Here is a 22614-nt window from a genome sequence, read left to right as displayed (position 1 = left end):
TTGAGCACAGCGATCTGCGCCCTCGCGTCGGTGCTGCTGGGGATGTGCATTGCCGCGCAACCCGCGTCCGCGCAAGAACCGTCTTCGATGTCCTCGTCGCCACCCGCCTTCGCAACCATCGGCTTCCATGATGTGGTCGATGCCAAGAGCGAACTGGACGATGACGCGGTCACTGCCGACCGCCTGGTGAGCTTCTTCGACTGGCTGCGCGGCAACGGATGGACGGCGGTCTCGCTGGATGACATCGCGCGCGCGGGCCGGGGTGAGAAGGCGCTGCCGGCCAAGGCCGTGCTGATCACGTTCGATGACGGCTACCGAAGCTTGTACACCCGTGTCTATCCGTTGGCCCTTGCCTACGGAATCCCGATCGTCGCAGCGCTGGTCAGCGACTGGATGGAGCCGCCTGCGGGCTCGTTGGTGAAGTACGGCAGCCGCATGGTGCCGCGGGAGCGCTTCATCTCCTGGGATCAGGCACGCGAGATGCAGCGTTCGGGCCTGGTCGAATTCGCGCTACATACCCAATCGCTGCATGATGAGGTCGTCGGAAACCCGCAGGGAAACACCATGCCCGCCGCGGTGACGCGCAGCTACGCGGCCGGCGTCGGATACCAGAGCGAGGCCGACTTCGTTGACACCGTCCGCGTCGACCTCGCAAGCGGGCGCGCCACGCTGATGCGCGAGTTGGGCCGCGCGCCGCGTGCGCTCGTGTGGCCCTACGGCCGCTACAACGCCACTGGCACGCGGGTGGCTCGCGGTCTGGGATTCGAGTTTGCGCTCGTGCTGGACGAAGGGCCCTCCAGCCTGCGAGAACCTCTCAGGATTGCTCGCTACTTGCCCACCTACAACCCTCCTCTGCTGGACCTGGTGCGGAACCTGCGACCCGATCCGAATGAAAGGAGGGTGGATCGCCTGGTGTGTCTGGACCCGGAAGCCTTGTGGACCGGAGACGAGGCCACGAGCAACGAACGGCTGGGCCATGCGATAGAGCGCGTGCGCGCGCTGGGCGTGACCGGCCTCGTGGTCGATGCGGTTCGCCACGACGCGCAGGGGCAAATCACCGCCGCCTGGTTTCCGACGCACGAACTGCCGCTGGCGGGCGACTGGCTCTCGCGCATTGCCTGGCAGATGCACACGCGCGCCGGCGTGAAGGTCTATGCCCGCTTGCCGCACCGCGCATCGCTCGAGGTCCTGGGCGATGAGGCTCGGGTGCGGCGCCTCTACGAAGATCTGGGCGCACTCGTGCCGTTGGACGGTTGGCTGCTCGAGAACAGCGAAGTGCCGGCGCTGCCCCGCTTCGATGGTCCGCCGCCGCTCTTCGTGCATCGTCCTGGCATTCCTCCGAGTTGGTCCGCCTGGGTGGTGCGCGATCGGCGGCAATCGATGCTTCCTGCACTCGGCCAAGGTGACGGTATCGACGCGCTGGGCTGGCGGTCTTTTGCCGCGCTGGACGCCGCGCGACCCGGGTTGGAGTTGGTGTGGCTCGCGCCGACGCGTGCGACGACCGCCGCGCACCCACTCGCCGACATCAGCCTGGGGCCCGCCGGCTTCGGCGAACCGATCGCCGACAGTCGCCTCGCGCCGGTCGATCCCACGCTGACCCGCTGGTTCACCGGTGCCGAGCCACCCGACGCACAAGTGCTCGCCCGTGAGGCCATGGACTTCGAGCGCCACGGCGGCGTCTCGCTGGGCTGGTGCCCTGACGACCCTGTTGCAGACCTGCCTGGGGCGGCTGTCGTGGCGCCCGCGGTGTCTGCGTCCGTGTTTCCTCTGCGACATTGAGACGCAGGATCGCACCGAGGCTGAACCCAATGACCTTCCAGGACCTCATCGCCACCTTCTGCTTCGGCTATCCCTTCGTGATGGCGATCTACTGGATGTGTGGTGGCGCCCTCTACGTCTTTCTGCGCGGCCGCCATGAGCCGCGGCCGGAGGAACCCCCGCCTCTCTGGGACTATCCGGGCGTATCGGTGCTGGTGCCGTGCCACAACGAGGAGCGACAGCTGGCCGAAACCTTCGGTGCGCTGACGCTCATCGAATATCCGAACTTCGAGATCATCGCGATCAACGACGGCTCCAGCGATCGGACCGGAGCCTGGCTCGAAGCACTCGCCCTGCAGATGCCGACGCTTCGCGTGGTGCATCTGGACAGCAACCAGGGCAAATCCACCGCGCTGAACGCCGGCGCGTTGGCCGCTCGTCACGAGTTGCTCGTCTGCATCGACGGCGATGCGCTGCTCGAACCTCACGCGCTGACCTGGCTGGTGCGCCGATTCCAGACGGACCCCCGCATCGGTGCCCTCACGGGCAATCCGCGCGTGCGCAACCATGCCACGCTGCTGGGGCGCCTGCAGGTCGGCGAGTTTTCTTCCATCGTCGGGCTCATCAAGCGAGCGCAAACCGTCTACGGAGCACTCTTCACCGTCTCCGGGGTCATCTGTGCATTCCGCAAGCGCGCGTTGCAGGACGCCGGCTGGTGGTCGCGCGAGGCCCTGACCGACGATGTCGATGTGAGCTGGCGCATCCAGCTTGCGGGCTGGCGCGTGGTCTTCGAGCCCAAGGCCCTCTGCTGGATCCTGATGCCAGAGACCCTGCGGGGGCTGTGGCGCCAGCGCCTGCGATGGAGCGAGGGGGGGACGACGGTCATGATCAAGGTCTTGCCGTCACTGCTTCGCCGGCCGGGCCTGCTGCCGATATGGATCAATTTCGTGGCGGCGATCGCCTGGGCCTACGCAGTCGGGATCGGCTTTCTGGTCTGGGCCGTCGTTCCATTGCTCGAGCACTGGGGGTTCAGCTTCCCTGGAATCTGGCCGTCCTTCGGCCCGTATCCCCGCGACTGGGGCCAGGTTCTCGCGATGACCTTCCTTGTGCAGGCCCTGACCAGTGCGGCGATCGACGAGCGTTTCGAGCGGGGGATCCATCGCTCATTGTTCTGGATCGTTTGGTATCCGCTGGTTTTCTGGGTCGTCCAGGCCCTGACGTCGATCGTCGGGGCACCGCGTGCCATATGGCATCTGGGTCGGACGCGCGGCACCTGGGTGAGTCCGGACCGAGGCCTGCGCTGACCTTCAGGAGCATGCAATGCATCGAGAGACGTCTGCCGACACCCCTCAGCGAGACGGCGAGCCCCCGGTCAGGCCGGCGCCGCCGCAACAATGGCCGCCTCGAATCCCGCCGACGCACGCGCCGTTTTGGATGCGGACTCGGGATCGAGTGTTGACCGTCGCCGTGTGGATGGCCTACCTCTGGATCCTTCGCGAGCGCATCGTGATCCTCGTTGGCCGGTTCAGTCCTGAACTTGAGGCGTTTCTCAGGAAGAGGATCGATGTCGAGTTCACGGTGTACCTGCGGCCCTATGTCTGGGCTGCCGCGGTCCTCGTGGCTTGGATCGTCTTGTTCGGCGTGCTCCGTCGACGATCCCTGTCGGCCTCGGCGCACGCTGGGCACGAGGTGCCAGCGCTGCCTCCCGCGCCGCACTTCGCGACCGCGGGTGTGCCTGTGTCGCAACTGCCGGTGTGGCGCAGCGCGCGCTGCCTGCATGTGCAGTACGACACGGAAGGCCGCATCACAGGCGTCGCACCATCACCGCCTGCCGCCAACTAGAGATCTGCCAATAAGCCGGTCGAAGTGGCTTCGGCCGCCAACTTGCCTGCGGGGTTGTAGAGCGAAGCCTCCAGAAAGGTCACCCGCTTGCCGCGCCTGATCACGCGCCCCTCGACCCAACCCTCACCGGGGCCGACCTTTTCGTAGAAGCTGACCTTGATCTCCAGGCTGAAGACGGTTTGCGCATGCCCGGTGTCGTGGATCACCGCATGCGCCATCGCCGCATCGAGCCAGGCCGTGATGAATCCGCCCTGAGCGATCGTGCCGTTCGTGTGGCAATACTCAGGGCGAACCGTGAATGCCGCCTTCAGGGCCTTTCGTTCGGGGTCCCATTCGGTTACGTGGAAGTTGCCCATCGATTCGCTCAGCGCCTTGCCTGAGCGGATTCGTGCGTCCTGGTCGTCGGTCATGGATTGCGATTGCTTGTGGAGGTGGGGCATTGTCGTGCCGGGGGTTGATGGGCAATGCTCGGGCTTTCAAGCGCTAACAGCTGTCGTTGCCTGACCAGATCAATTCGGTGGCTAGGATGGGTTCGCTATAGCGCGCTAGGCCGCCCTGAGCAGCGTGACCTGTATCTAACCTGTCATGTCAGGTAGGTACCAGAACGGCCATCTTGAGCGATGTATTCCACGCCTTGGATCAATTCTTGATCGACCCAGCGGCCGGACTCAGCGGCACATAGATCAGTACCCCCTCGATGACCTTGATCACATCCATGGTCTCCAGCCTGGCAATCACGGCAGCCACCTTGTCAGGTGCTGGTTCCTGACCGATGCGTGACTGGATGCGGGTCTTCAACGCTTCGAGGTTTCGTGGCCTGCTGAACCCGCGAACGTCGCTCAGGATACCGCCGTATACCAAGCTCACGGACTTCGGCTTCCCGGCCTTTGGTACGGATTGAACGCGCGCTGGCGACTCGCTGGCGGCAGACTTGGGCGGGGCATTCGATGTCGCGACAACCGACTTCGAAGGGAGTTCGGCGACCGCGGGCATGACGGCCAGATCTTCCACGCGCTCGACTTTCCGCCCCTTCGACAGGGCGTGAGCGATCACCGGGTCGTAGTCGCCGTCGGCCGCGACGATCACGAATCTCGCATTTGGTTCGTGCCTGCCAACGAGGTAGCCCAGATAGAGCACAAGGTGGAAATCGAGCGAGTTCTTGCCGGGCCTGGAGATGTCGACGATGGAGACTCGCTCGCCCAGTTCCAGGTACTGCGGAAGTGCGCCGATCTCTTGCTCGCCGAAAAAGATCCAGGCTTCGCCGTCTACGCCCATCCATCGCGCCACGCATTCCGGCGCTGGCCGTCGATTCTGCAGATCGATCAGCAAGTAGGTCTTGGTCAATGCGGCACCGCGTTGGCAACGATAAGCCGTGAAGTCGCGCGTGTCGCCCCGACATAGAACAGCCGCATTTCCTCCAGCGCATCGCCATCCGCAGCGCTCGCGTCGCTACCCACCGCAGGCTGGCGCGCCCCCATCACCGCGACGACCGGAAACTCCAGACCCTTGCTCGCATGCAGCGTCATCACCTTGATGTCGTCGGCCAGCGGATCGAAATCGTTCGTGCCCTTGCGCACCTTGTGCGGCAGGCGACGACGACTCAACGCCCGTGAGCACTCGTCCATCAGCGCCCAGCTGCGGCACAGCACCGCCATGTCGCCCCAAGCATGGCCTTCGTTGTGGGCGCTGGCCATCAGCTCCGCGATGCGGTCGGCCTGCTCGCGCGGGCTCGGCAAGTCGATGACGATCGGCTCCGGGCCATCGCGGCCACAGCTCACGGGTTGCAGGATCGGGATGCCGTCATCGTCCTTTTCCTGCGGGCGCAACAACTCCGACGCCATCGCGCTGGCGGTCTGAAGGATCTGCCGGGTGTTGCGGTAGTTGATCTTGAGGATCGTTGTGCGCCCCTGTGCCTGCACGCCGACGCTCTTGAAGCTGAAGGGCTTGCCCCGCCGCTTGTCGTAGATGCTTTGCGCATCGTCATAAAGCAGCAGCAGGCTGTTGGTGCTCGGGTCGACCATCTGCGTGACCAGCTTGAGCCACTCCGGCGCGAAGTCATGACCTTCGTCGACCAGCACCGCCAGATACTGGCCCGAGGGGATCATGCGACGGTCGACCCCTTCGATGACGTTGAGCACCATCCGATCCATCTTGGCGCCCACCGGCAGCTCGTTGGGCGGCAGCGGCTGGCCGAAGGCCACCAGCTGATCGCGGCACCACTTGTGGAAATGCCGGACATGCACACGGTCCGACAGTCCCTTGGCCCGCATCGTTGCGTGCAGCTTGACCGCCAGCGGTTCGTTGTAGCAAAGGATGAGCACCGGCTTCGCACCGGCGGTCGCGGCCTTGGCCAGGTACTCCGCGCGGTAGCCCAGGATCATCGTCTTGCCCGATCCGGCCACGCCGTGGATCACGCGGTGGCCGTCGCCGAGGCTGCGCGCGAGTTGCTCCTGCTGCAGGTCCATCACGCGAAGGAAATCCGGGATGGCTGCCTCTTCATTCGCATCGTCGAAGAGCGAGCCTTGATCGGGCACACGCACTTCGGGAAACAGGTTCCACCGCACGCGATCGATCTGGGGTAGCGACAGCGTGCCGCGCATGAGCTGCGGGAACATGTCCCACAGCCGAGATTGAAAGGCTTCAGGCTCGGCGTCTTCGAGCATTTCGTCGGAGCAGATCACCCGGTGCGGCTCGATCGCGCGGGAAAGGCCGGCCGCTTCGAACTGCTTTCGCGTGATGCGCGTGAAGACGACGCCGTAGCTCCACGGAAAGGTGAGCATGCCTTTGTATTTGCCCTCGTGCTGCACCAACTGCGCGTCGCGCTTGAGGGCATCGACCACCTGCAGGGTCTGGTGGCGGGCCTGCTCGATGGGGTTGGGGACGCTCTTTGGCACACCGTCGGGCACGATCTGCCAGTCGCCGCGGCTGGCCTCGCGGATGGTGTCGAGGCGCCAGTCCTTGGTCTCCAGGATCAGGAGGCCGCGGCGCGGATGCAGGACCACGAAGTCCGGATGGCACTGCTTGGGGCCGATGGGGACGTCGAACCACAGGAGGTAGTCGTCGTCGAGCTTCTGCTGCAGCCGTTCCGCCAGGCGGCGCTCGCCGGAGGTCATGCGAGCGGCGCAAGTGCTGAGGGCGGGCATGAGGACGGCCATCGGAGGTTCCCAAGGTTGGTCAGGCTGGGATCATGGTGCCACTGGGAGGGAAATGTGCGCCATGCGATGTCAGTCGGCGAACGGGGCGATGTATGCGGAAAGCTTGCCGAGCAACTGCCTTGTTGAATCGACGAATTCCGGCTTGATCAACAGGTTCTCGTCGAGCAAGCCCTCGACCTGTGCGCTTGCACCTCGAGCTGGCTTGGTGCGAATGTCTTTCGCTGCGATGCAGCCGAAGAAGAATTGGGGAAACTCGCTTTCAAGCCTGTGGGCTTTGCGCTTCACGTCACCATCAATCAGAGCCGCAACCTTAGTGAACCCGAGGTCGGCCAGTATCCTGCAGAGATGCGCAATATTGTCGACCCCTCCGGCGCCCCATCCGAAGAAGCTTCCGGGAATGGTCATTCCTAGCTGCTCTGCCACGCGCGGATATAGCAGCACATCCTCCTGCCCCTCAGTGAGAACGATGCCGTCCTCCTGAAAGAAAAGTTCACGCGCGTCCAAACCGAAAACGTGCGGGTTGTATCGGTTTCCCTTGGCCAATCGGTTGATAGCTTCCTTGGAAGCCGGAGTTAGTTGATGGATGCGAGTGCCATCGTCGGAGGACACAATCCGCGCGAGGTGCCCACCGTTTCCGAGCGCTCGCAGGTCAACGAAGTAGGGAGAATGGGTGGAGATGACTATCTGCCGATTGGCGGCATACCTGTTAAGCATCGCTGCTACACGCTTCTGCAACGCCGGATGCAGTGACAGCTCCGGTTCGTCGACCACGACGACGTTGCCTTCCTTTGAGTCGTACAGCGCATCGACAATCGAAAAGATGCTGACGATGCCTTCACCCAGACCATCACTCGAATGGGAATTGCTCCCTCTGAAGAACTTGAGGAAGTACTGGCCTTGATCTGTCTGATCGATCGTCCAGTTCGGTTTAAACCCAAGGGCCTCGTGAAGCAAGGTGTTGAAGACCTCTGGCTCTTTGGCCATCGTGAACAGCCTGTACTCGAAGTTGGTCAGGATCGATGAACGTTGCGATGTGGAAAAGGACGACGAAGCGTACTGCTCCCGCGATAGCTCACCCTTGGTGAAGTACGGGGCGAACGCGCGCCGCGATGGCAGGACGAAGACTTGGAACCCCTGATCGACGCCATACTTTTTTGTTTCGCTAGATCCCTTCATCACCGATCTGATGAACTCGTCCTTGCCGTTGATCGTGTACTTGATCTCGACCGATTCGATTGCGCCGTAGCGCATGCCTGAAGTGAAGCTGGGCGGCTGCGATGAGCCCCGCACACGCAGAGACTCGAGGATGCTTGACTTACCCGCGTTGTTGGGGCCGGTCAAGACCGTGAGGCCGCTACCGGGCTCACCGGTCGGAACAGCGAAATCCAGCATCCCGCGCTGACTGAAGCCGCGATAGCCGATCAGTTCGATTGAGGTCAGGGACATTGTGGTCAGAGGGTAATGCGGCGCACTGTGTGCGATCGTGCCGCTCCGCGAAGCAGCGGAAAGTGGTTGTTGCCGCGCTCGGCTCGACTACACGCCGTTCCCGCGGCGCCAGACCCCCCTCGCACAGCGGGAAAGATCAATGCATGGCGAAACCCTTCGGAAATTCGAAGCTGGGCCTTATAGGTTATTGGTGCGTAAGCGACTCTGAGGCGGAATCGTATCAAACTGCATCGAAATACAACCATCCCTGTTTACAGGTAAGGTGGATTTGAAAAATGGGGTCGTCGAGCTGCTAGGTTGCTTCGACCGGCCCAGACCGAGTGATCTCGCGAGCGGCACAACGGCCCTGGACCTCTACAGCTACGAGAAAAATCGAGTCGTCGCCAAGCTCTGAAGATCGCGCACAGAACGCCCGCTTCGAAGCGAAGGCGTACAGCCGCTGCCCGATCCTTGAGACTGATCGTCGGTTGGTCAACGTCCGCAACCAGTATCTGGAGCGGACACCGCACGAACTCAAACCGCCCACCCCTCGGCCGCCCGCAGCGGCCGAGCTTTTTACGGTTTCAGTGAAGCGCCTCACGCACCGCCTGAATCGCATCGGTCACCGTCTGAATACGCCGCACCATCTCCGCATTGACCACTTCCATCAAGGCGCTCAACTCAATCGGCTGGATCCGGAATTCCTCGATTTCCTGCAGATAGCTCGGCGTCAGAAAGCTTTGCACGCAGGCGTACGCACGATGCGCCGCGCGCAGATTGTTGAACTCATCCTCGACGAGTAGCGCGGCGCTACGGGCCGCCTTGTTCTTGGCTGATTTCTGAAGCGCTGGACTTGTGGCCTGTCGACGTCCGACGGCTTTGTGCCTTTTGGAATTGGAATCGCTGGATGCAAGCGCGAGCGCGCGAACTGACTTGGCCATGTTGGCCTCCCTGAGGTTGCGGTTTGCTGAAACCGCCGCCCCGCTTCCAGTCGGTGGCGGCAGCTCGAACGGGTTGGAAGACCGGGCAACCTTTTACAAGAAACCGGCAGGACTTTCGCCCTCCCGTCCGAGCCGCCAAAAAAGGAGCACGAACGAGGAAGCCGCAGGGCCAATGAGGCATCTGCGGCTTCCGCCTGTAAAAACATTGCTATGGGCTTCCAAACCCAATCACGTCCTTTTTCGACGCGGCTCGCGCAGTATGCCAGCGCCTACTGCATCTGCCTCACGATATCCAGCGCCTCCTCAATGCGATCCACCGCATGAATCGTTAGCCCTTCAATCTCCTTTGCCCCCTTCCTCGGCGCATTCGCCTTCGGCACGATCGCCACGCTGAACCCCAGCTTCGCCGCCTCACGCAACCGCTCCTGCCCACGCGGCGCAGGCCGCACCTCGCCGGCCAGCCCCACTTCCCCAAACGCAATGAACCCCTTGGGCAACGGCTTCCCCCGCAAGCTCGACGTGATCGCCAGCATCACCGCCAAGTCCGCCGCCGGCTCACTGATCCGCACCCCACCCACCGCATTCACAAACACATCCTGATCCATGCAAGCGACCCCCGCATGCCGATGCAGCACCGCCAACAGCATCGCCAGCCGATCCCGATCCAGCCCAACCGACAGCCGTCTCGGACTCGGCCCGCCGTTGTCCACCAGCGCCTGAATCTCCACCAGCATCGGCCGCGTCCCTTCCAGAGTCACCAGCACCACGCTCCCGGGCACCGGCTCCGCATGCTGGCTCAGGAAGATCGCGCTCGGATTCGCAACGCCCTTGAGCCCGCGCTCCGTCATCGCAAACACGCCGATCTCATTGACCGCCCCAAAGCGGTTCTTGATCGCCCGCACCAGCCGGAAGCTCGAATGCGTGTCGCCTTCGAAGTACAGCACCGTGTCGACCATGTGCTCCAGCACGCGCGGCCCGGCGAGCGCGCCTTCTTTCGTGACGTGGCCGACCAGCACCACCGCCGTGCCGCTGGCCTTGGCGAAGCGCGTGAGGTGTGCCGCGCATTCGCGCACCTGCGCCACGGAGCCCGGCGCGGAGGTGAGCTGGTCTGAATAGACGGTCTGGATCGAATCGATCACCGCGATCGCGGGGCGCGTGGCGTCGAGGGTGGCGATGATCTTTTCCAGTTGGATCTCGGCCAGCACCTGCACCTGCGAATGGTCGAGGCCGAGCCGGCGCGAGCGCATCGCGACTTGCGCGCCGCTTTCTTCGCCGGTGACGTAGAGCGCGTTGCGGCCGGCGCGTTGCAGCGCATCGACGGCCTGCAGCAGCAGCGTGGACTTGCCGATGCCCGGATCGCCGCCGATGAGCGTGACGCCGCCGTCGACGATGCCGCCGCCCAGCACGCGGTCGAGTTCGTCCAGGCCGGTGGGCGTGCGGGCGACCTCCGAGGCTTCGATTTCAGACAGGGTCGCAAGCTCGGCGGAGCCCGCGAGCGCCGCGAACTGGGTGCCGAAGCGGTTGTTGGCGGTGCCGCCTCCGGGCGCGGCGACCTGCTCGATCAATGTGTTCCAGGCGCCACAACTGGGGCATTTGCCGAGCCACTTGGCGCTCGTGCCGCCGCATTCGCTGCAGACGTAAATCGTTTTTTCTTTGGCCATGGCGTCGAGTGTAGGGAGGCGCAGATGTAACACTCCGGCGCACAATGGCCCGCCCGAGGCTGAGACGCCGCACATCGATCAACCAGGACCTTGATATGACCACCACCCTGACGCTCGTGATCTACATGGCCATCCTTACGTTTCTCACAACGCTTGTCGCGAGCCTCATCCGGGTCAAAGGATGGACCTTCCCCGGCACCAGGCTTGCGCTCGGGAACCGCGACAACTTGCCCGAAGCCACACGATTCGCGGGACGGGCCGAGCGCACGGCCCGAAACACATTCGAGAACTTCGTGCTCTTTGCCGTGATCGCCCTGGTTGCGCATGCAGCGGGCGCCACCAGTCCGAAGATCGCCACGGGGGCGGAAATATTCTTTTGGGCGCGCGTGCTGTACATCCCGGTCTACTACGCTGGGATCGTCTATCTGCGCACGGCGATCTGGGGGGTCAGCATCGTGGGTCTGGTGATGATGGTGCTTGCCATCTTGTAGACAAACGCTGATCGGCGGCGCAGAGGATCTGCAGAAGCTCATTGCGAGCGGCGAGTTGCCCAGGCTGATGGACGAGACGGCGGTGCTTTAGTACTCTGTTTCGTCGCGCCGCACAGGTCGCCGCCGCGGCATCCCGGCGCTAGACTCGCTGGACCATGACGGCAAGCCTCGATCAGCCTTCCCGGCAGGTGTTCACACCGCAGGCGTCGGCCGGCGAGGCGGATCGCTCGCCGCCTGTGGCAGCTCTTGCCGAGGGGGCGCTGCTGGACCGCGAACTGGAAGACCGGCTGCGTCGGCGGCTGTTCGTGCTGGGTCATTCGGCCGTGCGCCAGGGCCTGATGGCGGTGGCGGTGTTCGCAGCGGTGTTCTCGGCGCTCACCGGCCCGCGGCTTGCCATTTTCCTGTGGGTGGCGCTCGTGTGTGGCGTGCTGATGGTGCGCCTGTACTTCCTCGAACAGAACCTGCGGGTGTACCCGGCGCCGCAATACGCCGAACGCCAACCGGCCGGCAACTGGCGCTACTTCGCGCCCTACACCGCGACCAGCGTGGCCTGGGGCCTGGGGCCGTGGTTCCTGATGCCGCTGGGGCCGATCCCGACCGAGTGGCTGGCGGTGCAGGCGGTGTTCGTATCGGGACTGATGACGGGTGTCGTTCCGGTGGTGGCGCCGTCGCGCACGGCCCCCTACGTATGGCTCGTGCCGCTGGCGCTGGGCATGGCGACTCGCTCCGGGGTCCAGGGCGGAGCGGTCGGCTGGACCCTGTGCACCTACATCCTGCTGTACGCGATCGTGGCGTTGCGCTTTGCGCGCCAGCAGAGCGAACTGCTGCGGGCCGGCCTGCGTTCGCAGATCGAGAAGGAAGAGCTGTCCCGACAGCTGATGGCCCAGTCGCACGACCTGGAGCGGCTGAACACCGAGCGCAGCCGCTTCTTCGCGTCGGCCAGCCACGACCTGCGTCAGCCGGTGCACGCATTGGCATTGTTCTCCGAGGCGCTGCGGCGCGAAGTGCAGGGCACCCCGGCACAACGGCTGGCCGACCGCGTGGTGGAGGCCACGCAATCGGTGAGCGGGCTGCTCAACGGATTGCTCGACATTTCCAAGATCGACGCTGGCGCGGTGCAGCCGGTGTTCGCGCCAGTGGCGGTGGATCAGATCTTCCTGCGCCTGTCCCAACTGTATGAAGACCGCGCCGCCGCGGCCGGCCTGCAGCTGCGCTTTCACCCGATCCCGTGCGAGATCGTGAGCGACGCCGATCTGCTGCTGCGCGTGCTGTTCAACTTCGTCGACAACGCCTTCAAGTACTGCGAGCGCGGCGGCGTGCTGGTGAGCGCGCGGCGGCACGGCGGGCGCATCAGGCTGGCCGTGTGGGACACCGGGCGCGGCATCGGCGCCGAGCACCTGTCGCGGGTGTTCGATGAGTTCTACCAGGTGGACAACCTGCATCGCGACAGCGCGCGCGGGCTCGGAATCGGGCTGGCGATCGTCAGGCGGCTCGCGGTGCTGCTGGAGGGTCAGGTGGGCTTGCGTTCGGCGCCAGGGCGGGGCAGCGTGTTCTGGATCGAGCTGCCGCTGCGCCCCAGCCTTGCCGCGCAGCACAGTGCGGTCGCCAACGTCGCCGGTGCGCCGGTGCCCTGGGTGGCGAGCGCCGGTGCAGCGGCGCCCGAGCGGCCGCTGCACGTGTTGTTGCTGGACGACGAGGCAGCAGTCTGTGAGGCGATGCGCCTATGGCTCGCGCCCTACTGCGCTGCCATCCACACCGCGCAGACGGTGGACGAGGCCGGCGTCGTGGTGGCGCGCGAAGGCGCGAGGCTCGACGCGTTGCTGGTGGACTTCCGGCTGCCCGGCGAACTCAACGGGATCGGCGCCACGCACCGCCTGCGCGCCCAGGCCGGGCGCATGCTACCTGCCATCCTGATCACCGGCGACACTGACCCGGTGCTGGTGCGTGAAGCCTACGACAGCGGTCTGGTCGTGATGTTCAAGCCGGTGCAGCCCGAGCAGTTGGTGAAGCGGCTGCGCGAGCTGTGTGCGGCGCCGGCCGGTGCGGGCATCCCGCCGTGCGACAGCGCGCGTTTGTCACGATGAAGTGTTTCTCATTGTTGGCAAATTGGTAGCTTTGCCAACAATGAGAAACGATTCAGCCAATCGCACTCGGTGCAGACGTCGAGTGCCGGGAGGCGCGCTCAGTGGCTCGCGCCGAATTCGCGCACGAGAAGTTCCGCGAAGGCCTCGGCGGCTGGCGACAGTGACCGGCCGCGCTTGACCACGACCGCGATGTTGCGCGCCACCGTAGGTCGCACAAGTCGCCTGGCCACCAGATTCGGGTAACTCGCGTGTGCGAGTATCGATGCGGGCAGCACCGAAGCGCCGAGTCCGCTCGCTGCCATCGCGAGTGCGGTGCCAAGCAAAGTCACCTCGTGCGCAATCTTCAGTTCCACGCCCGCCTGGGCGGCGGCGCGGTCGATGCTGCCGCGCACGCCGTAGCCCGGCTTCACGGTGATCAGCGGATGCGCGGCCAATTGCTTCCACGAGATCTGCGGAGACGATGAAAGTCGCATCTCGCGGTCGACGATGACGCTCAGATGGTCGCGCACGAAGACGCGCTCTTCCAGCCCCGCGACCTTGCCGTCGAGCGTGCCGACGCCGAAATCAACCTGCTCGCTCTGGATGCGTTCGACGAACTGACCGGGCGCGCAGTCGTCGATATTGACCTGCACATCAGGATGGGCGCCGAAGTAGCGCTGCATGGCCTTCGGCATCAGGGTCTGCGCGATGGTCGATGTGGCGGCCACGCGAACGCGGCCATGCCGGCCGCTGGCGAGGTCGGTCATGGCGGAGCCAAGCGCGTCGAGTTCGGCCAGCACACGCTCGGCGAAGACGATGGCCTGGTCGGCGGCCTCGGTGCTGCGCAAGGAGCGCGTGGTGCGATCGAACATGCGCAGGCCCATGCGCTGCTCGAATTCGCGCAGCAGCACGCTGACCGCCGGCTGCGTCAGCGCAAGCTGGTCCGCCGCGCTCGACAGCTGGCCGCTGTGATACACGGCGACGAAGGCGCGCAACTGCCGCACGGAGGGCACACCTCGCATAGATAACGGTTTTTTATGAATCGCCATGAAAGCTTCATTTTTGAGCCGGCGCACATCGGCATCTAATCGCCGGCTGAGATTCCTGGAGACAACGAGCAATGAGTGAAGAACTCGAAACGCAGGTGCTGATTGTCGGCGCCGGCCCGGTCGGCCTGACGCTGGCGATGGATCTGGCGCAGCGCGGCATCGACGTGCTGGTGGCCGAGACCCGCCATCGCGGCGAACCGCCGAACGTGAAGTGCAACCACGTGTCGGCGCGCTCGATGGAGATCTTTCGCCGGCTGGGCGTTGCCGCCAAGCTGCGCGACAGCGGCCTGCCAGCCGACTACCCGAACGACGTGGCCTACCGCACGACGATGACGGGCGACGAGTTGTCGCGCATCCCGATTCCCGCGCGCCGCGACCGCTACACCGCGACGGGCGGCCCCGACACGTGGTGGCCGACGCCGGAGCCGCCGCACCGCATCAACCAGATCTATCTGGAGCCGGTGCTCTTCGCGCATGCCGAAGCGGTGCCGGGCCTGCGCATCCGCAACCGGACGCGCATCGACGACTTCACGCAGGACGATGAGGGCGTGTGGGCGAACGGCGTCGATCTCGACGACGGGCGGCCGGTGCGCATCCGCTGCCGCTACATGATCGGCTGCGACGGCGGGCGCTCGATGGTGCGCAAGAAGATCGGCGCGCAGTTGCACGGCACCGATGTGGTCGGCCGCGTGCAATCGACCTACTTCCGCGCGCCGGCGTTGCTTGGGCTTCTGAAGCACGCGCCAGCCTGGGCCACCTTTTCGCTCAATCCACGGCGCTGTGGCAACGTCTACGCCATCGACGGGCGCGAGACCTGGCTGCTGCACAACTATCTGCTGGCGGACGAGACGGACTTCGAGGCGGTCGACCGCGACTGGGCCATTCGCGAGATCCTGGGGGTCGGCCCGGAGTTCGAGTACGAGATCATCTCGAAGGAGGACTGGATCGGACGCCGACTGGTGGCCGACCGGTTCCGCGACCGGCGCGTGTTCATCTGCGGCGATGCCTCACACCTGTGGATTCCGATGGCCGGCTACGGCATGAACGCAGGGATCGCGGATGCGATGAATCTGTCTTGGGTGCTCGCGGGCCGTTTGCAAGGCTGGGCAACGGAGGCCGCGCTGAATGCGTACGAAGCGGAGCGCCAGCCGATCACCGAGCAGGTGTCGAACTTTGCGATGAACCACGCGATTGCGTTGCAACGTCAGCGCGAGGGCGTGCCTGCGGGCATCGAAGCGCCGGGCGCGGAAGGCGACGCGCTGCGCGAAGCCACCGGGCGTGCGCTCTATGACCTGAACGTGCAGCAGTATTGCTGCGGCGGGCTGAACTTCGGCTACTTCTATGATCGTTCGCCGCTGATCGCTTACGACGGCGAACCGGCGCCGGCCTACACCATGGCCACCTTCACGCCATCGACCGTGCCCGGCTGCCGCACGCCACATCTTTGGCTCGACGATGGCCGATCGCTCTACGATGCGATGGGCACAGGCTACACGCTGTTGCGGCGCGATCCGAATGTCGATGTCCGTTCGATCGAAGCCGCTGCAGCTTCGCGCGGCGTGCCGTTGACGGTGCTCGACCTTCGCGCCGCCGACGCCGAGACACTCTACGACCGCAAGCTGGTGCTGTCGCGACCCGACCAGCACGTGGCGTGGCGCGGCGATGCGGTGCCTGCCGATCCATTCGCATTGATCGACCTCGTGCGCGGTGCCGGAACGCCCGCCGCGCTTCAACTCGAAGAGAAAGACAAGGAGACCGTCCAGTGAACCGCCGTCAAGTCATCCGCCGCATCGGCACCCTGTCCGCCGCCGTCTGTGCAGCCGGGCCATCGTGGGTCCTCGCGCAGAGCGACCGGCCGATCACCATCGTCGTGCCTTACGCACCGGGGGGCACGACCGACATGCTGGGCCGGCTGATCGCGCAGCAGCTCGGCACCGCGCTCGGCCGCACCGTCATCGTCGACAACAAGCCGGGCGCAGGCACCGCGATCGGCGCCAGCCAGGTCGCCCGCGCGGCACCGGACGGCAATACGCTGCTCGTGGCGACCAGCACGACGCTCGCCATCAACCCATGGCTCTACAAGAAGCTGCCCTACGACCCGGCGAAGGACTTCGCGCCTGTGGGGCTGATCGGCGCGGTGCCGCTCATGGTGGTGGTGCATCCTTCGGTGAAGGCGAACTCGCTGGCCGAACTGGTGGCGCTCGCGAAAGCCAAGCCCGATGCATTGAGTTACGGATCGGCCGGCAACGGGAGTCCGCAGCACCTGGGGCCCGAGATGTTCAAGGCAGCGACTTCCATCAATCTCAGCCACGTGCCCTACAAGGGCAGCGCCCTGGCGCTGACCGATCTGCTGGGCGGCCAGATCCAGCTGATGTTCACGGACATCGCGCCGGCCCTGCAGCATGTGCGCACCGGCAAGCTGCGCGCGCTCGCCGTCACTTCGCTGAAGCGCCAGAGCGCCGTGCCCGAAGTGCCGACGGTGGCCGAATCCGGAATCCCCGGCACGGCCGGATTCGAGGCCGTGGCATGGCAGAGCATCGTCGCGCCCGCGGGTACGCCGGCAGAAATCACCGAACGCTACAGCCGCGAGATCGCGAAGATCCTCGCGCAGCCCGATCTGCGCCAGAAGCTGGAGCGCGAAGGACTCGAATCGCGATCGAGCACGCCCGCCGAGTTGGCCGCCTACATGAAGACCGAAGCCAAGCGCTGGGGTGAGGTGGTGCGCCTCTCGGGCACGACGATCGACTGATCGTTCCGAGGGGCCACGAGGGTTAACCCGAGGAGGGGTCACAAGCCGATCATTTAACATGTTAAGTAAATGAGGGCTTCATGACGACCACTTTCGCGCACCGCAATCTTCCGCGCCTGCTCTTGCAAGCGCGAGAGGCCGTGATGGCCCATACGCGCCCCAGCCTGCGCGAGCATGAATTGTCCGACCAGCAATGGCGCGTGCTGCGCGTGCTGGGCGAACACGGCGCGGTTGAAACAGGCCGTGTGGCGCGCGAGGCTTTCATCCTCGGACCCAGCCTGACCGGCGTGCTGGCGCGCATGGAGCGCGACGGGCTCATCACGCGCAGCCGCGATCCCGAGGACCAGCGCTGCACCGTCATCGAGGCCACGGCCCATGGCCGCAAACTGGTCAAGCGCCTTTCCACCAGCATCGAAGCGCACTACAAGTGGATGGAAGAGACGCTGGGCAAGGACAAGCTCGAACAGCTCTACGGGCTGCTCGATGAACTGATCGCACTGGAACAACCATGAGTTTTCTCCCAACGGGCACCGTCTACGGCGTGCTGCTGAACTTTCGCAAGGAAGTCGAAGCACTCGCGCCGCAGATGGACCAGCCCCCCTACAAGGCTCCGCCGAAGGCGCCGATCCTCTACGTGAAGACAGCCAACACCTGGAGCCCGAACAGCAGCGCCATCGCGGTGCCGGCGCGCGTGCCGGAGGTCGAGGTCGGCGCGACCGTCGCGATGGTGATCGGCCCAGACAACGACGTCGAAGGCTTCGTGCTGATGAACGATCTCTCGATTCCGCACACGAGCTTTTTCCGGCCTCCGGTGAAGTTCAAGTGCCTGGACGGCTTCCTCGGCATCGGCCCCGCGATGCGTGACGCGCAGGACGTCGGCGATCCCGCCGACTTCAAGCTCGAAGTGCGCATCAATGGCGAACTGCGCCAGTCGGTGGACTTCTCGCAGACGGTGCGCAACGCCGAGCAGTTGCTGTCCGATGTCGGCGCCTTCATGACGCTGCAGCACGGCGACGTGCTGATGCTGGGCTGCGACGCCGGCCGTCCGCTCGCGCGGCCCGGCGACCGCATCGAGATCAGCGGCCCGGGCTTCGAGACGCTCGTCAACACGCTCGTGAAGGAAGAAGCATGAAGCGCGCACGCATCCTGTTCGAAGGGGCGGTGCACGACGCCGTCGAGAAAGAAGGCCAACTGCTGCTGGCCGATGGCCGCCTCGTGGCGCTGGACGCCGTTTCGTGGCTGCCGCCGTTGGCGCCTACGCCGCGCCCGCGCACCATCCTCGCCCTGGGCCTCAACTACGCCGACCACGCCAAGGAACTCGAGTTCAAGGCGCCCGAAGAGCCGCTGGTTTTCGTCAAGGGCGAGAGCACGCTCACCGGGCACCGTCAGCTCACCTATCGCCCGTCGGACGTGCAGTTCATGCACTACGAATGCGAGCTCGCGATCGTCGTCGGCAAGACCGCGCGCAAGGTGCGCCGCGACGATGCCTACGACTTCATCGGCGGCTACACCGTGGCCAACGACTACGCGATCCGCGACTACCTCGAGAACTGGTACCGCCCCAATCTGCGCGTGAAGAACCGAGACACCTGCACGCCGATCGGCCCTTGGCTGGTCGATGCCGCGGAAGTGCCTGACCCGATGGCGCTGGCGCTGCAGACCACTGTCAACGGCAAGGTGACGCAGTCGGGCAACACGAAGGACATGATCTTCGATGCGCCTTTCCTCATCGAGTACTTCAGCAGCTTCATGACGCTGGCGCCGGGCGACCTGATCCTTACGGGCACGCCAGATGGCGTGGTCGACTGCCGGCCCGGCGACGTCATCGTGACCGAGATCGAGCGCATCGGCGCGCTGGTCAACACCATTGCAGCCGCCTGAGCGGCGACGCCCAACGAAACCGAACGAGATATTCAATGCAGATCGATCACCTCATCAACGGCAAGCCGGTCGCGGGCCGCGACTATTTCCAGACCGTCAATCCCGCCACGCAGGAAGTGCTGGCCGAAGTCGCCTCGGGCGGCGAAGCCGAAGTGAACGCCGCTGTCGCGGCCGCGAAGGAAGCCTTTCCCAAGTGGGCCGGCATGCCCGCGCCTGAGCGCGCGAAGCTGATCCGCAAGCTGGGCGACCTCATCGCGAAGAACGTGCCGGAGATCGCCCAGACGGAGACCAACGATTGCGGCCAGGTGATCGCGCAGACCGGCAAGCAGCTGGTTCCGCGCGCGGCCGACAACTTCTACTACTTCGCGGAGATGTGCACGCGCGTCGACGGCCACACCTACCCGACCCCCACGCACCTGAACTACACGCTGTTCCACCCGGTGGGCGTCTGCGCGCTGATCTCGCCGTGGAACGTGCCCTTCATGACCGCAACGTGGAAGGTCGCGCCCTGCCTCGCCTTCGGCAACACGGCGGTGCTCAAGATGAGCGAGCTCTCGCCGATGTCGGCCGCGCGTCTTGGCGAGCTTGCGCTCGAAGCGGGCATTCCGCCCGGCGTGCTGAACCTCGTGCATGGCTACGGCAAGGAAGCCGGCGAGCCGCTGGTGGCGCACCCGGACGTGCGAGCGATTTCGTTCACGGGATCGACGGCGACCGGCAACCGAATCGTCAAGAGCGCGGGCCTCAAGAAGTTCAGCATGGAACTCGGCGGCAAGAGCCCCTTCGTGATCTTCGACGACGCCGACCTCGACCGCGCGCTCGACGCGGCCGTGTTCATGATCTTCAGCAACAACGGCGAGCGTTGCACCGCGGGTTCGCGCATCCTGGTGCAGCAGTCGATCTATGCCGACTTCGTGGCGAAGTTCGTCGAGCGCGCCAAGCGCATTTCGGTTGGCGACCCGCTCGACGAGAAGACCATCGTCGGTCCGATGATTTCGCAGGCGCATCTCGCCAAGGTGCGCAGCTACATCGAGCTCGGCCCGAAGGAAGGCGCGACGCTGCTGTGCGGCGGCCTGGGCGCGCCCGAGCTGCCGGACCGCGTCAAGAAGGGCAACTACGTGCTCCCCACCGTGTTCGCCGATGTCGACAACCGCATGAAGATCGCGCAGGACGAGATCTTCGGGCCGGTCGCATGCCTGATTCCGTTCAAGGACGAGGCCGATGCGATCCGGCTTGCCAACGACATCCAATATGGCCTGTCGAGCTACGTGTGGACCGAGAACATCGGCCGTGCGCATCGCGTGGCCGCCGCCGTCGAAGCGGGCATGTGCTTCGTCAACAGCCAGAACGTGCGCGACCTGCGCCAGCCCTTCGGCGGCACCAAGGCTTCCGGCACCGGGCGCGAAGGCGGCACGTGGAGCTACGAAGTCTTCTGCGAGCCGAAGAACGTGGCGGTGTCCTTGGGTTCGCATCACATTCCGCACTGGGGAGTCTGAGATGGGCAAGCTCGCACTCGCAGCCAAGATCACGCACGTGCCGTCGATGTACCTGTCGGAGTTCCCCGGTCCGAACTTCGGCTGCCGCGACGCTGCGATCAACGGCCACAAGGAGATCGACCGGCGCTGCCGTGCCCTCGGCGTCGACACCATCGTGGTCTTCGACGTGCACTGGCAGGTGAACAGCGAATACCACATCAATTGCGGCCCGAAGTTCGAGGGTATCTACACGAGCAACGAACTGCCGCACTTCATCAAGAACATGCCCTATGCGTATCCGGGCAATCCGCAGCTCGGCCACCTGATCGGCGACATGGCCAACGAGATGGGCGTGAAGAGCCGCGCCCATAGCGACACGACGCTCGATCTGGCGTACGGCACGCTGGTGCCGATGCGCTACATGAACGCGGATCAGCACTACAAGGTGATCAGCATCAGCGGCTGGTGCGACTGGCACGACCTGCGCGAGTCGGGCCGCTTCGGCCTGGCGGTGCGTCGCGCCATCGAGGAGCGCTACGACGGCACGGTGGCCGTGTTCGCGAGCGGATCGCTCTCGCACCACTTCGCCGACAACGGCCGCGCACCCGAATTCATGCACAAGGTCTACGATCCGTTCCTCGAACAGGTGGACCACCGCGTGGTCGAACTCTGGAAGGCGGGCGACTGGAAGACCTTCATCGGCATGTTGCCGATGTACGCCGACAAGTGCTGGGGCGAAGGCGACATGCACGACACCGCGATGCTGCTCGGCCTTCTCGGCTGGGACCAGTACGAGGCGCCGGCGGAGATCGTCACGCCCTACTTCGGCAGTTCGGGCACGGGGCAGATCAATGCGATCTTCCCGGTCACGCCCTTGCCTGCGAATGCAACCACTGCCTGAGAAGGTCCAAATCCATGCCGCATCTCGTCATCCTCTACACCCCGAACATCGAGCCGGAGACCGACATGCCGGCACTCTGCCGCACGCTCGCCGACACCATGCTCGAACAGCGCGACGAAGACGGCAAGCAGGTCTATCCGACCGGCGGCACGCGCGTGCTCGCCTACCCGGCCGCGCACTACGCGGTGGCGGACGGCAAGGCGGACTACGCTTTCGTCTATCTCAACCTGCGCATGGCGGCAGGCCGCAGCGCGACCGTCAAGAAGCACGTCGGCGATGCGCTGCTCGATCAGGTGAAGCGGCACTTCGCGCCGATCTTCGACAAGCGGCACATCGGCATCACGCTGAACATCGACGAGAGCCCCGGGCAGGTCTACGACGGCAAGCACAGCAATCTGCATCCTCTCTTCAACAAATAACATGCTCGATCAACACGTCATCCTGCAGCTCGCCGCCGAACTTCACGAGAGCGAGAAGTCGCGCTTGCAGGTCGAACACTTCTCCAAGCGCTTTCCGCAGATGACCATCGAGGACGGCTATGCAGTCTCGCGCGAATGGGTGAAGGCCAAGATCGCCGAAGGCCGCGTCGTCAAGGGGCACAAGATCGGCCTGACTTCGCGCGCGATGCAGCAGGCCAGCCAGATCACCGAGCCCGACTACGGCACGCTGCTCGACGACATGTTCTTCGAGCAGGGCGACATCCCCTTCACGCGCTTCATCGCGCCGCGCGTCGAGGTGGAGCTGGCCTTCGTGCTCGGCAAGCGGCTGAAGGGGCCGAACGTGACGATCTGCGACGTGCTCGCTGCCACCGAATACGTGGTGCCCGCCATCGAGATCATCGACGCGCGCATCGAGCAGTTCGACCGCCACACCAAGGTCATGCGCAAGGTGTTCGATACCATCGCCGACAACGCGGCCAATGCCGGCATCGTGACCGGCGGCCGACCGGTGAAGCCCGACGCAGTGGATCTTCGCTGGGTGAGCGCCCTGCTCTACAAGAACGGCGTGATCGAGGAATCCGGCGTCGCCGCCGCCGTGCTCAACCATCCCGCGACCGGCGTCGCCTGGCTGGCCAACAAGCTCGCGCCCTGGGACGAATGCCTGGAAGCCGGCGAGGTCGTCCTCGGCGGTTCGTTCACGCGGCCGACCACGGCGTTGCCGGGCGATACCTTCCACGCGGACTACGGCCCGCTCGGCTCAATCGCCTTCCGCTTCATTTGAAGGAA

The 22614-nt window shown here is 64.9% G+C and carries 21 protein-coding genes; 14 read left to right on the top strand and 7 right to left on the bottom strand.

The window, feature by feature from the left end; translation table 11 throughout:
• From pgaB to AC1DN9_RS21655, 3 genes are read left to right on the top strand one after another with little or no spacing between them, the layout of a single operon-like run.
• Positions 1–1779 (top strand): poly-beta-1,6-N-acetyl-D-glucosamine N-deacetylase PgaB, encoded by a 1779-nt coding sequence (pgaB, locus tag AC1DN9_RS21665; RefSeq protein ID WP_478103603.1) that lies wholly within the window; start codon positions 1–3, stop codon positions 1777–1779.
• 29 nt (positions 1780–1808) lie between these two features.
• On the top strand, positions 1809–3062 hold the full coding sequence (gene pgaC / locus AC1DN9_RS21660) for a poly-beta-1,6-N-acetyl-D-glucosamine synthase (RefSeq protein WP_478103602.1): 1254 nt from the start codon (positions 1809–1811) through the stop codon (positions 3060–3062).
• A 16-nt stretch (positions 3063–3078) separates the two neighbouring features.
• Positions 3079–3600, top strand: coding sequence for a PgaD family protein (locus tag AC1DN9_RS21655; RefSeq protein ID WP_478103600.1), 522 nt, complete (start codon positions 3079–3081; stop codon positions 3598–3600).
• Here the strand turns inward: AC1DN9_RS21655 and AC1DN9_RS21650 are convergent.
• From AC1DN9_RS21650 to radA, 6 genes are all read right to left on the bottom strand, one after another.
• Positions 3597–4010 (bottom strand): PaaI family thioesterase, encoded by a 414-nt coding sequence (locus AC1DN9_RS21650; RefSeq protein ID WP_478103599.1) that lies wholly within the window; start codon positions 4008–4010, stop codon positions 3597–3599. The two genes, AC1DN9_RS21655 and AC1DN9_RS21650, sit on opposite strands and share 4 nt — an antisense overlap.
• 229 nt (positions 4011–4239) lie before the next feature.
• On the bottom strand, positions 4240–4944 hold the full coding sequence (locus AC1DN9_RS21645) for a PIN domain-containing protein (protein ID WP_478103598.1): 705 nt from the start codon (positions 4942–4944) through the stop codon (positions 4240–4242).
• On the bottom strand, positions 4941–6755 hold the full coding sequence (locus AC1DN9_RS21640; protein WP_478103596.1) for a DEAD/DEAH box helicase: 1815 nt from the start codon (positions 6753–6755) through the stop codon (positions 4941–4943). The genes AC1DN9_RS21645 and AC1DN9_RS21640 overlap by 4 nt, the downstream gene beginning before the upstream one ends.
• A 69-nt stretch (positions 6756–6824) precedes the next feature.
• Entirely contained in the window at positions 6825–8201 is a 1377-nt protein-coding gene (locus AC1DN9_RS21635) for an ATP-dependent nuclease (RefSeq protein WP_478103595.1), read from the bottom strand.
• A gap of 563 nt (positions 8202–8764) precedes the next feature.
• On the bottom strand, positions 8765–9121 hold the full coding sequence (locus tag AC1DN9_RS21630; protein WP_478103594.1) for a hypothetical protein: 357 nt from the start codon (positions 9119–9121) through the stop codon (positions 8765–8767).
• 269 nt (positions 9122–9390) lie between these two features.
• Positions 9391–10782: a DNA repair protein RadA gene (radA, locus tag AC1DN9_RS21625; RefSeq protein WP_478103592.1), complete on the bottom strand. Its 1392-nt coding sequence runs from the start codon at positions 10780–10782 to the stop codon at positions 9391–9393.
• 95 nt (positions 10783–10877) lie between these two features.
• On the opposite strand from radA, the gene AC1DN9_RS21620 reads away from it, so the two are divergent.
• Positions 10878–11273: an MAPEG family protein gene (locus tag AC1DN9_RS21620; RefSeq protein WP_478103591.1), complete on the top strand. Its 396-nt coding sequence runs from the start codon at positions 10878–10880 to the stop codon at positions 11271–11273.
• A 155-nt stretch (positions 11274–11428) separates the two neighbouring features.
• Positions 11429–13357 carry a hybrid sensor histidine kinase/response regulator gene (locus tag AC1DN9_RS21615; RefSeq protein WP_478103590.1) on the top strand — a complete coding sequence of 643 codons (1929 nt, stop codon included), beginning with the start codon at positions 11429–11431 and terminating at the stop codon, positions 13355–13357.
• Between the two features lie 98 nt (positions 13358–13455).
• Here AC1DN9_RS21615 and AC1DN9_RS21610 read toward each other — a convergent pair whose 3' ends face one another.
• Entirely contained in the window at positions 13456–14358 is a 903-nt protein-coding gene (locus AC1DN9_RS21610; protein WP_478103588.1) for a LysR substrate-binding domain-containing protein, read from the bottom strand.
• A 98-nt stretch (positions 14359–14456) separates the two neighbouring features.
• Here AC1DN9_RS21610 and AC1DN9_RS21605 point away from each other — a divergent pair, with 98 nt between their 5' ends.
• The 9 genes from AC1DN9_RS21605 (at position 14457) to hpaH (ending at position 22609) form a co-directional block, all read left to right on the top strand.
• Complete coding sequence (locus AC1DN9_RS21605) at positions 14457–16151, top strand: FAD-dependent oxidoreductase (protein WP_478103587.1); 1695 nt, start codon at positions 14457–14459, stop codon at positions 16149–16151.
• Positions 16148–17134: a Bug family tripartite tricarboxylate transporter substrate binding protein gene (locus AC1DN9_RS21600; protein WP_478103586.1), complete on the top strand. Its 987-nt coding sequence runs from the start codon at positions 16148–16150 to the stop codon at positions 17132–17134. The genes AC1DN9_RS21605 and AC1DN9_RS21600 overlap by 4 nt, the downstream gene beginning before the upstream one ends.
• 80 nt (positions 17135–17214) lie before the next feature.
• Positions 17215–17646, top strand: coding sequence for a homoprotocatechuate degradation operon regulator HpaR (gene hpaR, locus AC1DN9_RS21595; RefSeq protein ID WP_478103584.1), 432 nt, complete (start codon positions 17215–17217; stop codon positions 17644–17646).
• Positions 17643–18266 carry a fumarylacetoacetate hydrolase family protein gene (locus AC1DN9_RS21590; protein ID WP_478103583.1) on the top strand — a complete coding sequence of 208 codons (624 nt, stop codon included), beginning with the start codon at positions 17643–17645 and terminating at the stop codon, positions 18264–18266. The genes hpaR and AC1DN9_RS21590 overlap by 4 nt, the downstream gene beginning before the upstream one ends.
• Positions 18263–19015: a fumarylacetoacetate hydrolase family protein gene (locus tag AC1DN9_RS21585; RefSeq protein ID WP_478103582.1), complete on the top strand. Its 753-nt coding sequence runs from the start codon at positions 18263–18265 to the stop codon at positions 19013–19015. Before AC1DN9_RS21590 ends, AC1DN9_RS21585 begins: the two co-directional genes overlap by 4 nt.
• A gap of 35 nt (positions 19016–19050) precedes the next feature.
• Entirely contained in the window at positions 19051–20508 is a 1458-nt protein-coding gene (gene hpaE / locus AC1DN9_RS21580) for a 5-carboxymethyl-2-hydroxymuconate semialdehyde dehydrogenase (RefSeq protein ID WP_478103580.1), read from the top strand.
• Position 20509: 1 nt separating this feature from the next.
• Positions 20510–21388 carry a 3,4-dihydroxyphenylacetate 2,3-dioxygenase gene (hpaD, locus tag AC1DN9_RS21575; protein WP_478103579.1) on the top strand — a complete coding sequence of 293 codons (879 nt, stop codon included), beginning with the start codon at positions 20510–20512 and terminating at the stop codon, positions 21386–21388.
• 14 nt (positions 21389–21402) lie between these two features.
• Positions 21403–21807, top strand: a complete 405-nt coding sequence (locus tag AC1DN9_RS21570; RefSeq protein ID WP_478103578.1) for a 5-carboxymethyl-2-hydroxymuconate isomerase — start codon at positions 21403–21405, stop codon at positions 21805–21807.
• Between the two features lies 1 nt (position 21808).
• Complete coding sequence (gene hpaH, locus AC1DN9_RS21565; RefSeq protein WP_478103576.1) at positions 21809–22609, top strand: 2-oxo-hept-4-ene-1,7-dioate hydratase; 801 nt, start codon at positions 21809–21811, stop codon at positions 22607–22609.
• Positions 22610–22614: the final 5 nt, after the last annotated feature.

The organism is Variovorax sp. 05L425 (assembly GCF_056397705.1).
The sequence above is the reverse complement of the archived record's forward strand: the minus strand, read 5'-3'. Positions and strand labels throughout refer to the sequence as shown.

Excerpts from the sequence above, each read along its gene's own strand:
- pgaC (WP_478103602.1), top strand. The coding sequence starts at position 1,809 with ATGACCTTCCAGGACCTCATCGCCACCTTCTGCTTCGGCTATCCCTTC.
- AC1DN9_RS21655 (WP_478103600.1), top strand. The coding sequence starts at position 3,079 with ATGCATCGAGAGACGTCTGCCGACACCCCTCAGCGAGACGGCGAGCCC.
- AC1DN9_RS21650 (WP_478103599.1), bottom strand. The coding sequence starts at position 4,010 with ATGACCGACGACCAGGACGCACGAATCCGCTCAGGCAAGGCGCTGAGC.
- AC1DN9_RS21640 (WP_478103596.1), bottom strand. The coding sequence starts at position 6,755 with ATGGCCGTCCTCATGCCCGCCCTCAGCACTTGCGCCGCTCGCATGACC.
- AC1DN9_RS21635 (WP_478103595.1), bottom strand. The coding sequence starts at position 8,201 with ATGTCCCTGACCTCAATCGAACTGATCGGCTATCGCGGCTTCAGTCAG.
- AC1DN9_RS21630 (WP_478103594.1), bottom strand. The coding sequence starts at position 9,121 with ATGGCCAAGTCAGTTCGCGCGCTCGCGCTTGCATCCAGCGATTCCAAT.
- radA (WP_478103592.1), bottom strand. The coding sequence starts at position 10,782 with ATGGCCAAAGAAAAAACGATTTACGTCTGCAGCGAATGCGGCGGCACG.
- AC1DN9_RS21620 (WP_478103591.1), top strand. The coding sequence starts at position 10,878 with ATGACCACCACCCTGACGCTCGTGATCTACATGGCCATCCTTACGTTT.
- AC1DN9_RS21615 (WP_478103590.1), top strand. The coding sequence starts at position 11,429 with ATGACGGCAAGCCTCGATCAGCCTTCCCGGCAGGTGTTCACACCGCAG.
- AC1DN9_RS21610 (WP_478103588.1), bottom strand. The coding sequence starts at position 14,358 with ATGCGAGGTGTGCCCTCCGTGCGGCAGTTGCGCGCCTTCGTCGCCGTG.
- AC1DN9_RS21605 (WP_478103587.1), top strand. The coding sequence starts at position 14,457 with ATGAGTGAAGAACTCGAAACGCAGGTGCTGATTGTCGGCGCCGGCCCG.
- hpaR (WP_478103584.1), top strand. The coding sequence starts at position 17,215 with ATGACGACCACTTTCGCGCACCGCAATCTTCCGCGCCTGCTCTTGCAA.
- AC1DN9_RS21590 (WP_478103583.1), top strand. The coding sequence starts at position 17,643 with ATGAGTTTTCTCCCAACGGGCACCGTCTACGGCGTGCTGCTGAACTTT.
- AC1DN9_RS21585 (WP_478103582.1), top strand. The coding sequence starts at position 18,263 with ATGAAGCGCGCACGCATCCTGTTCGAAGGGGCGGTGCACGACGCCGTC.
- hpaE (WP_478103580.1), top strand. The coding sequence starts at position 19,051 with ATGCAGATCGATCACCTCATCAACGGCAAGCCGGTCGCGGGCCGCGAC.
- hpaD (WP_478103579.1), top strand. The coding sequence starts at position 20,510 with ATGGGCAAGCTCGCACTCGCAGCCAAGATCACGCACGTGCCGTCGATG.
- AC1DN9_RS21570 (WP_478103578.1), top strand. The coding sequence starts at position 21,403 with ATGCCGCATCTCGTCATCCTCTACACCCCGAACATCGAGCCGGAGACC.
- hpaH (WP_478103576.1), top strand. The coding sequence starts at position 21,809 with ATGCTCGATCAACACGTCATCCTGCAGCTCGCCGCCGAACTTCACGAG.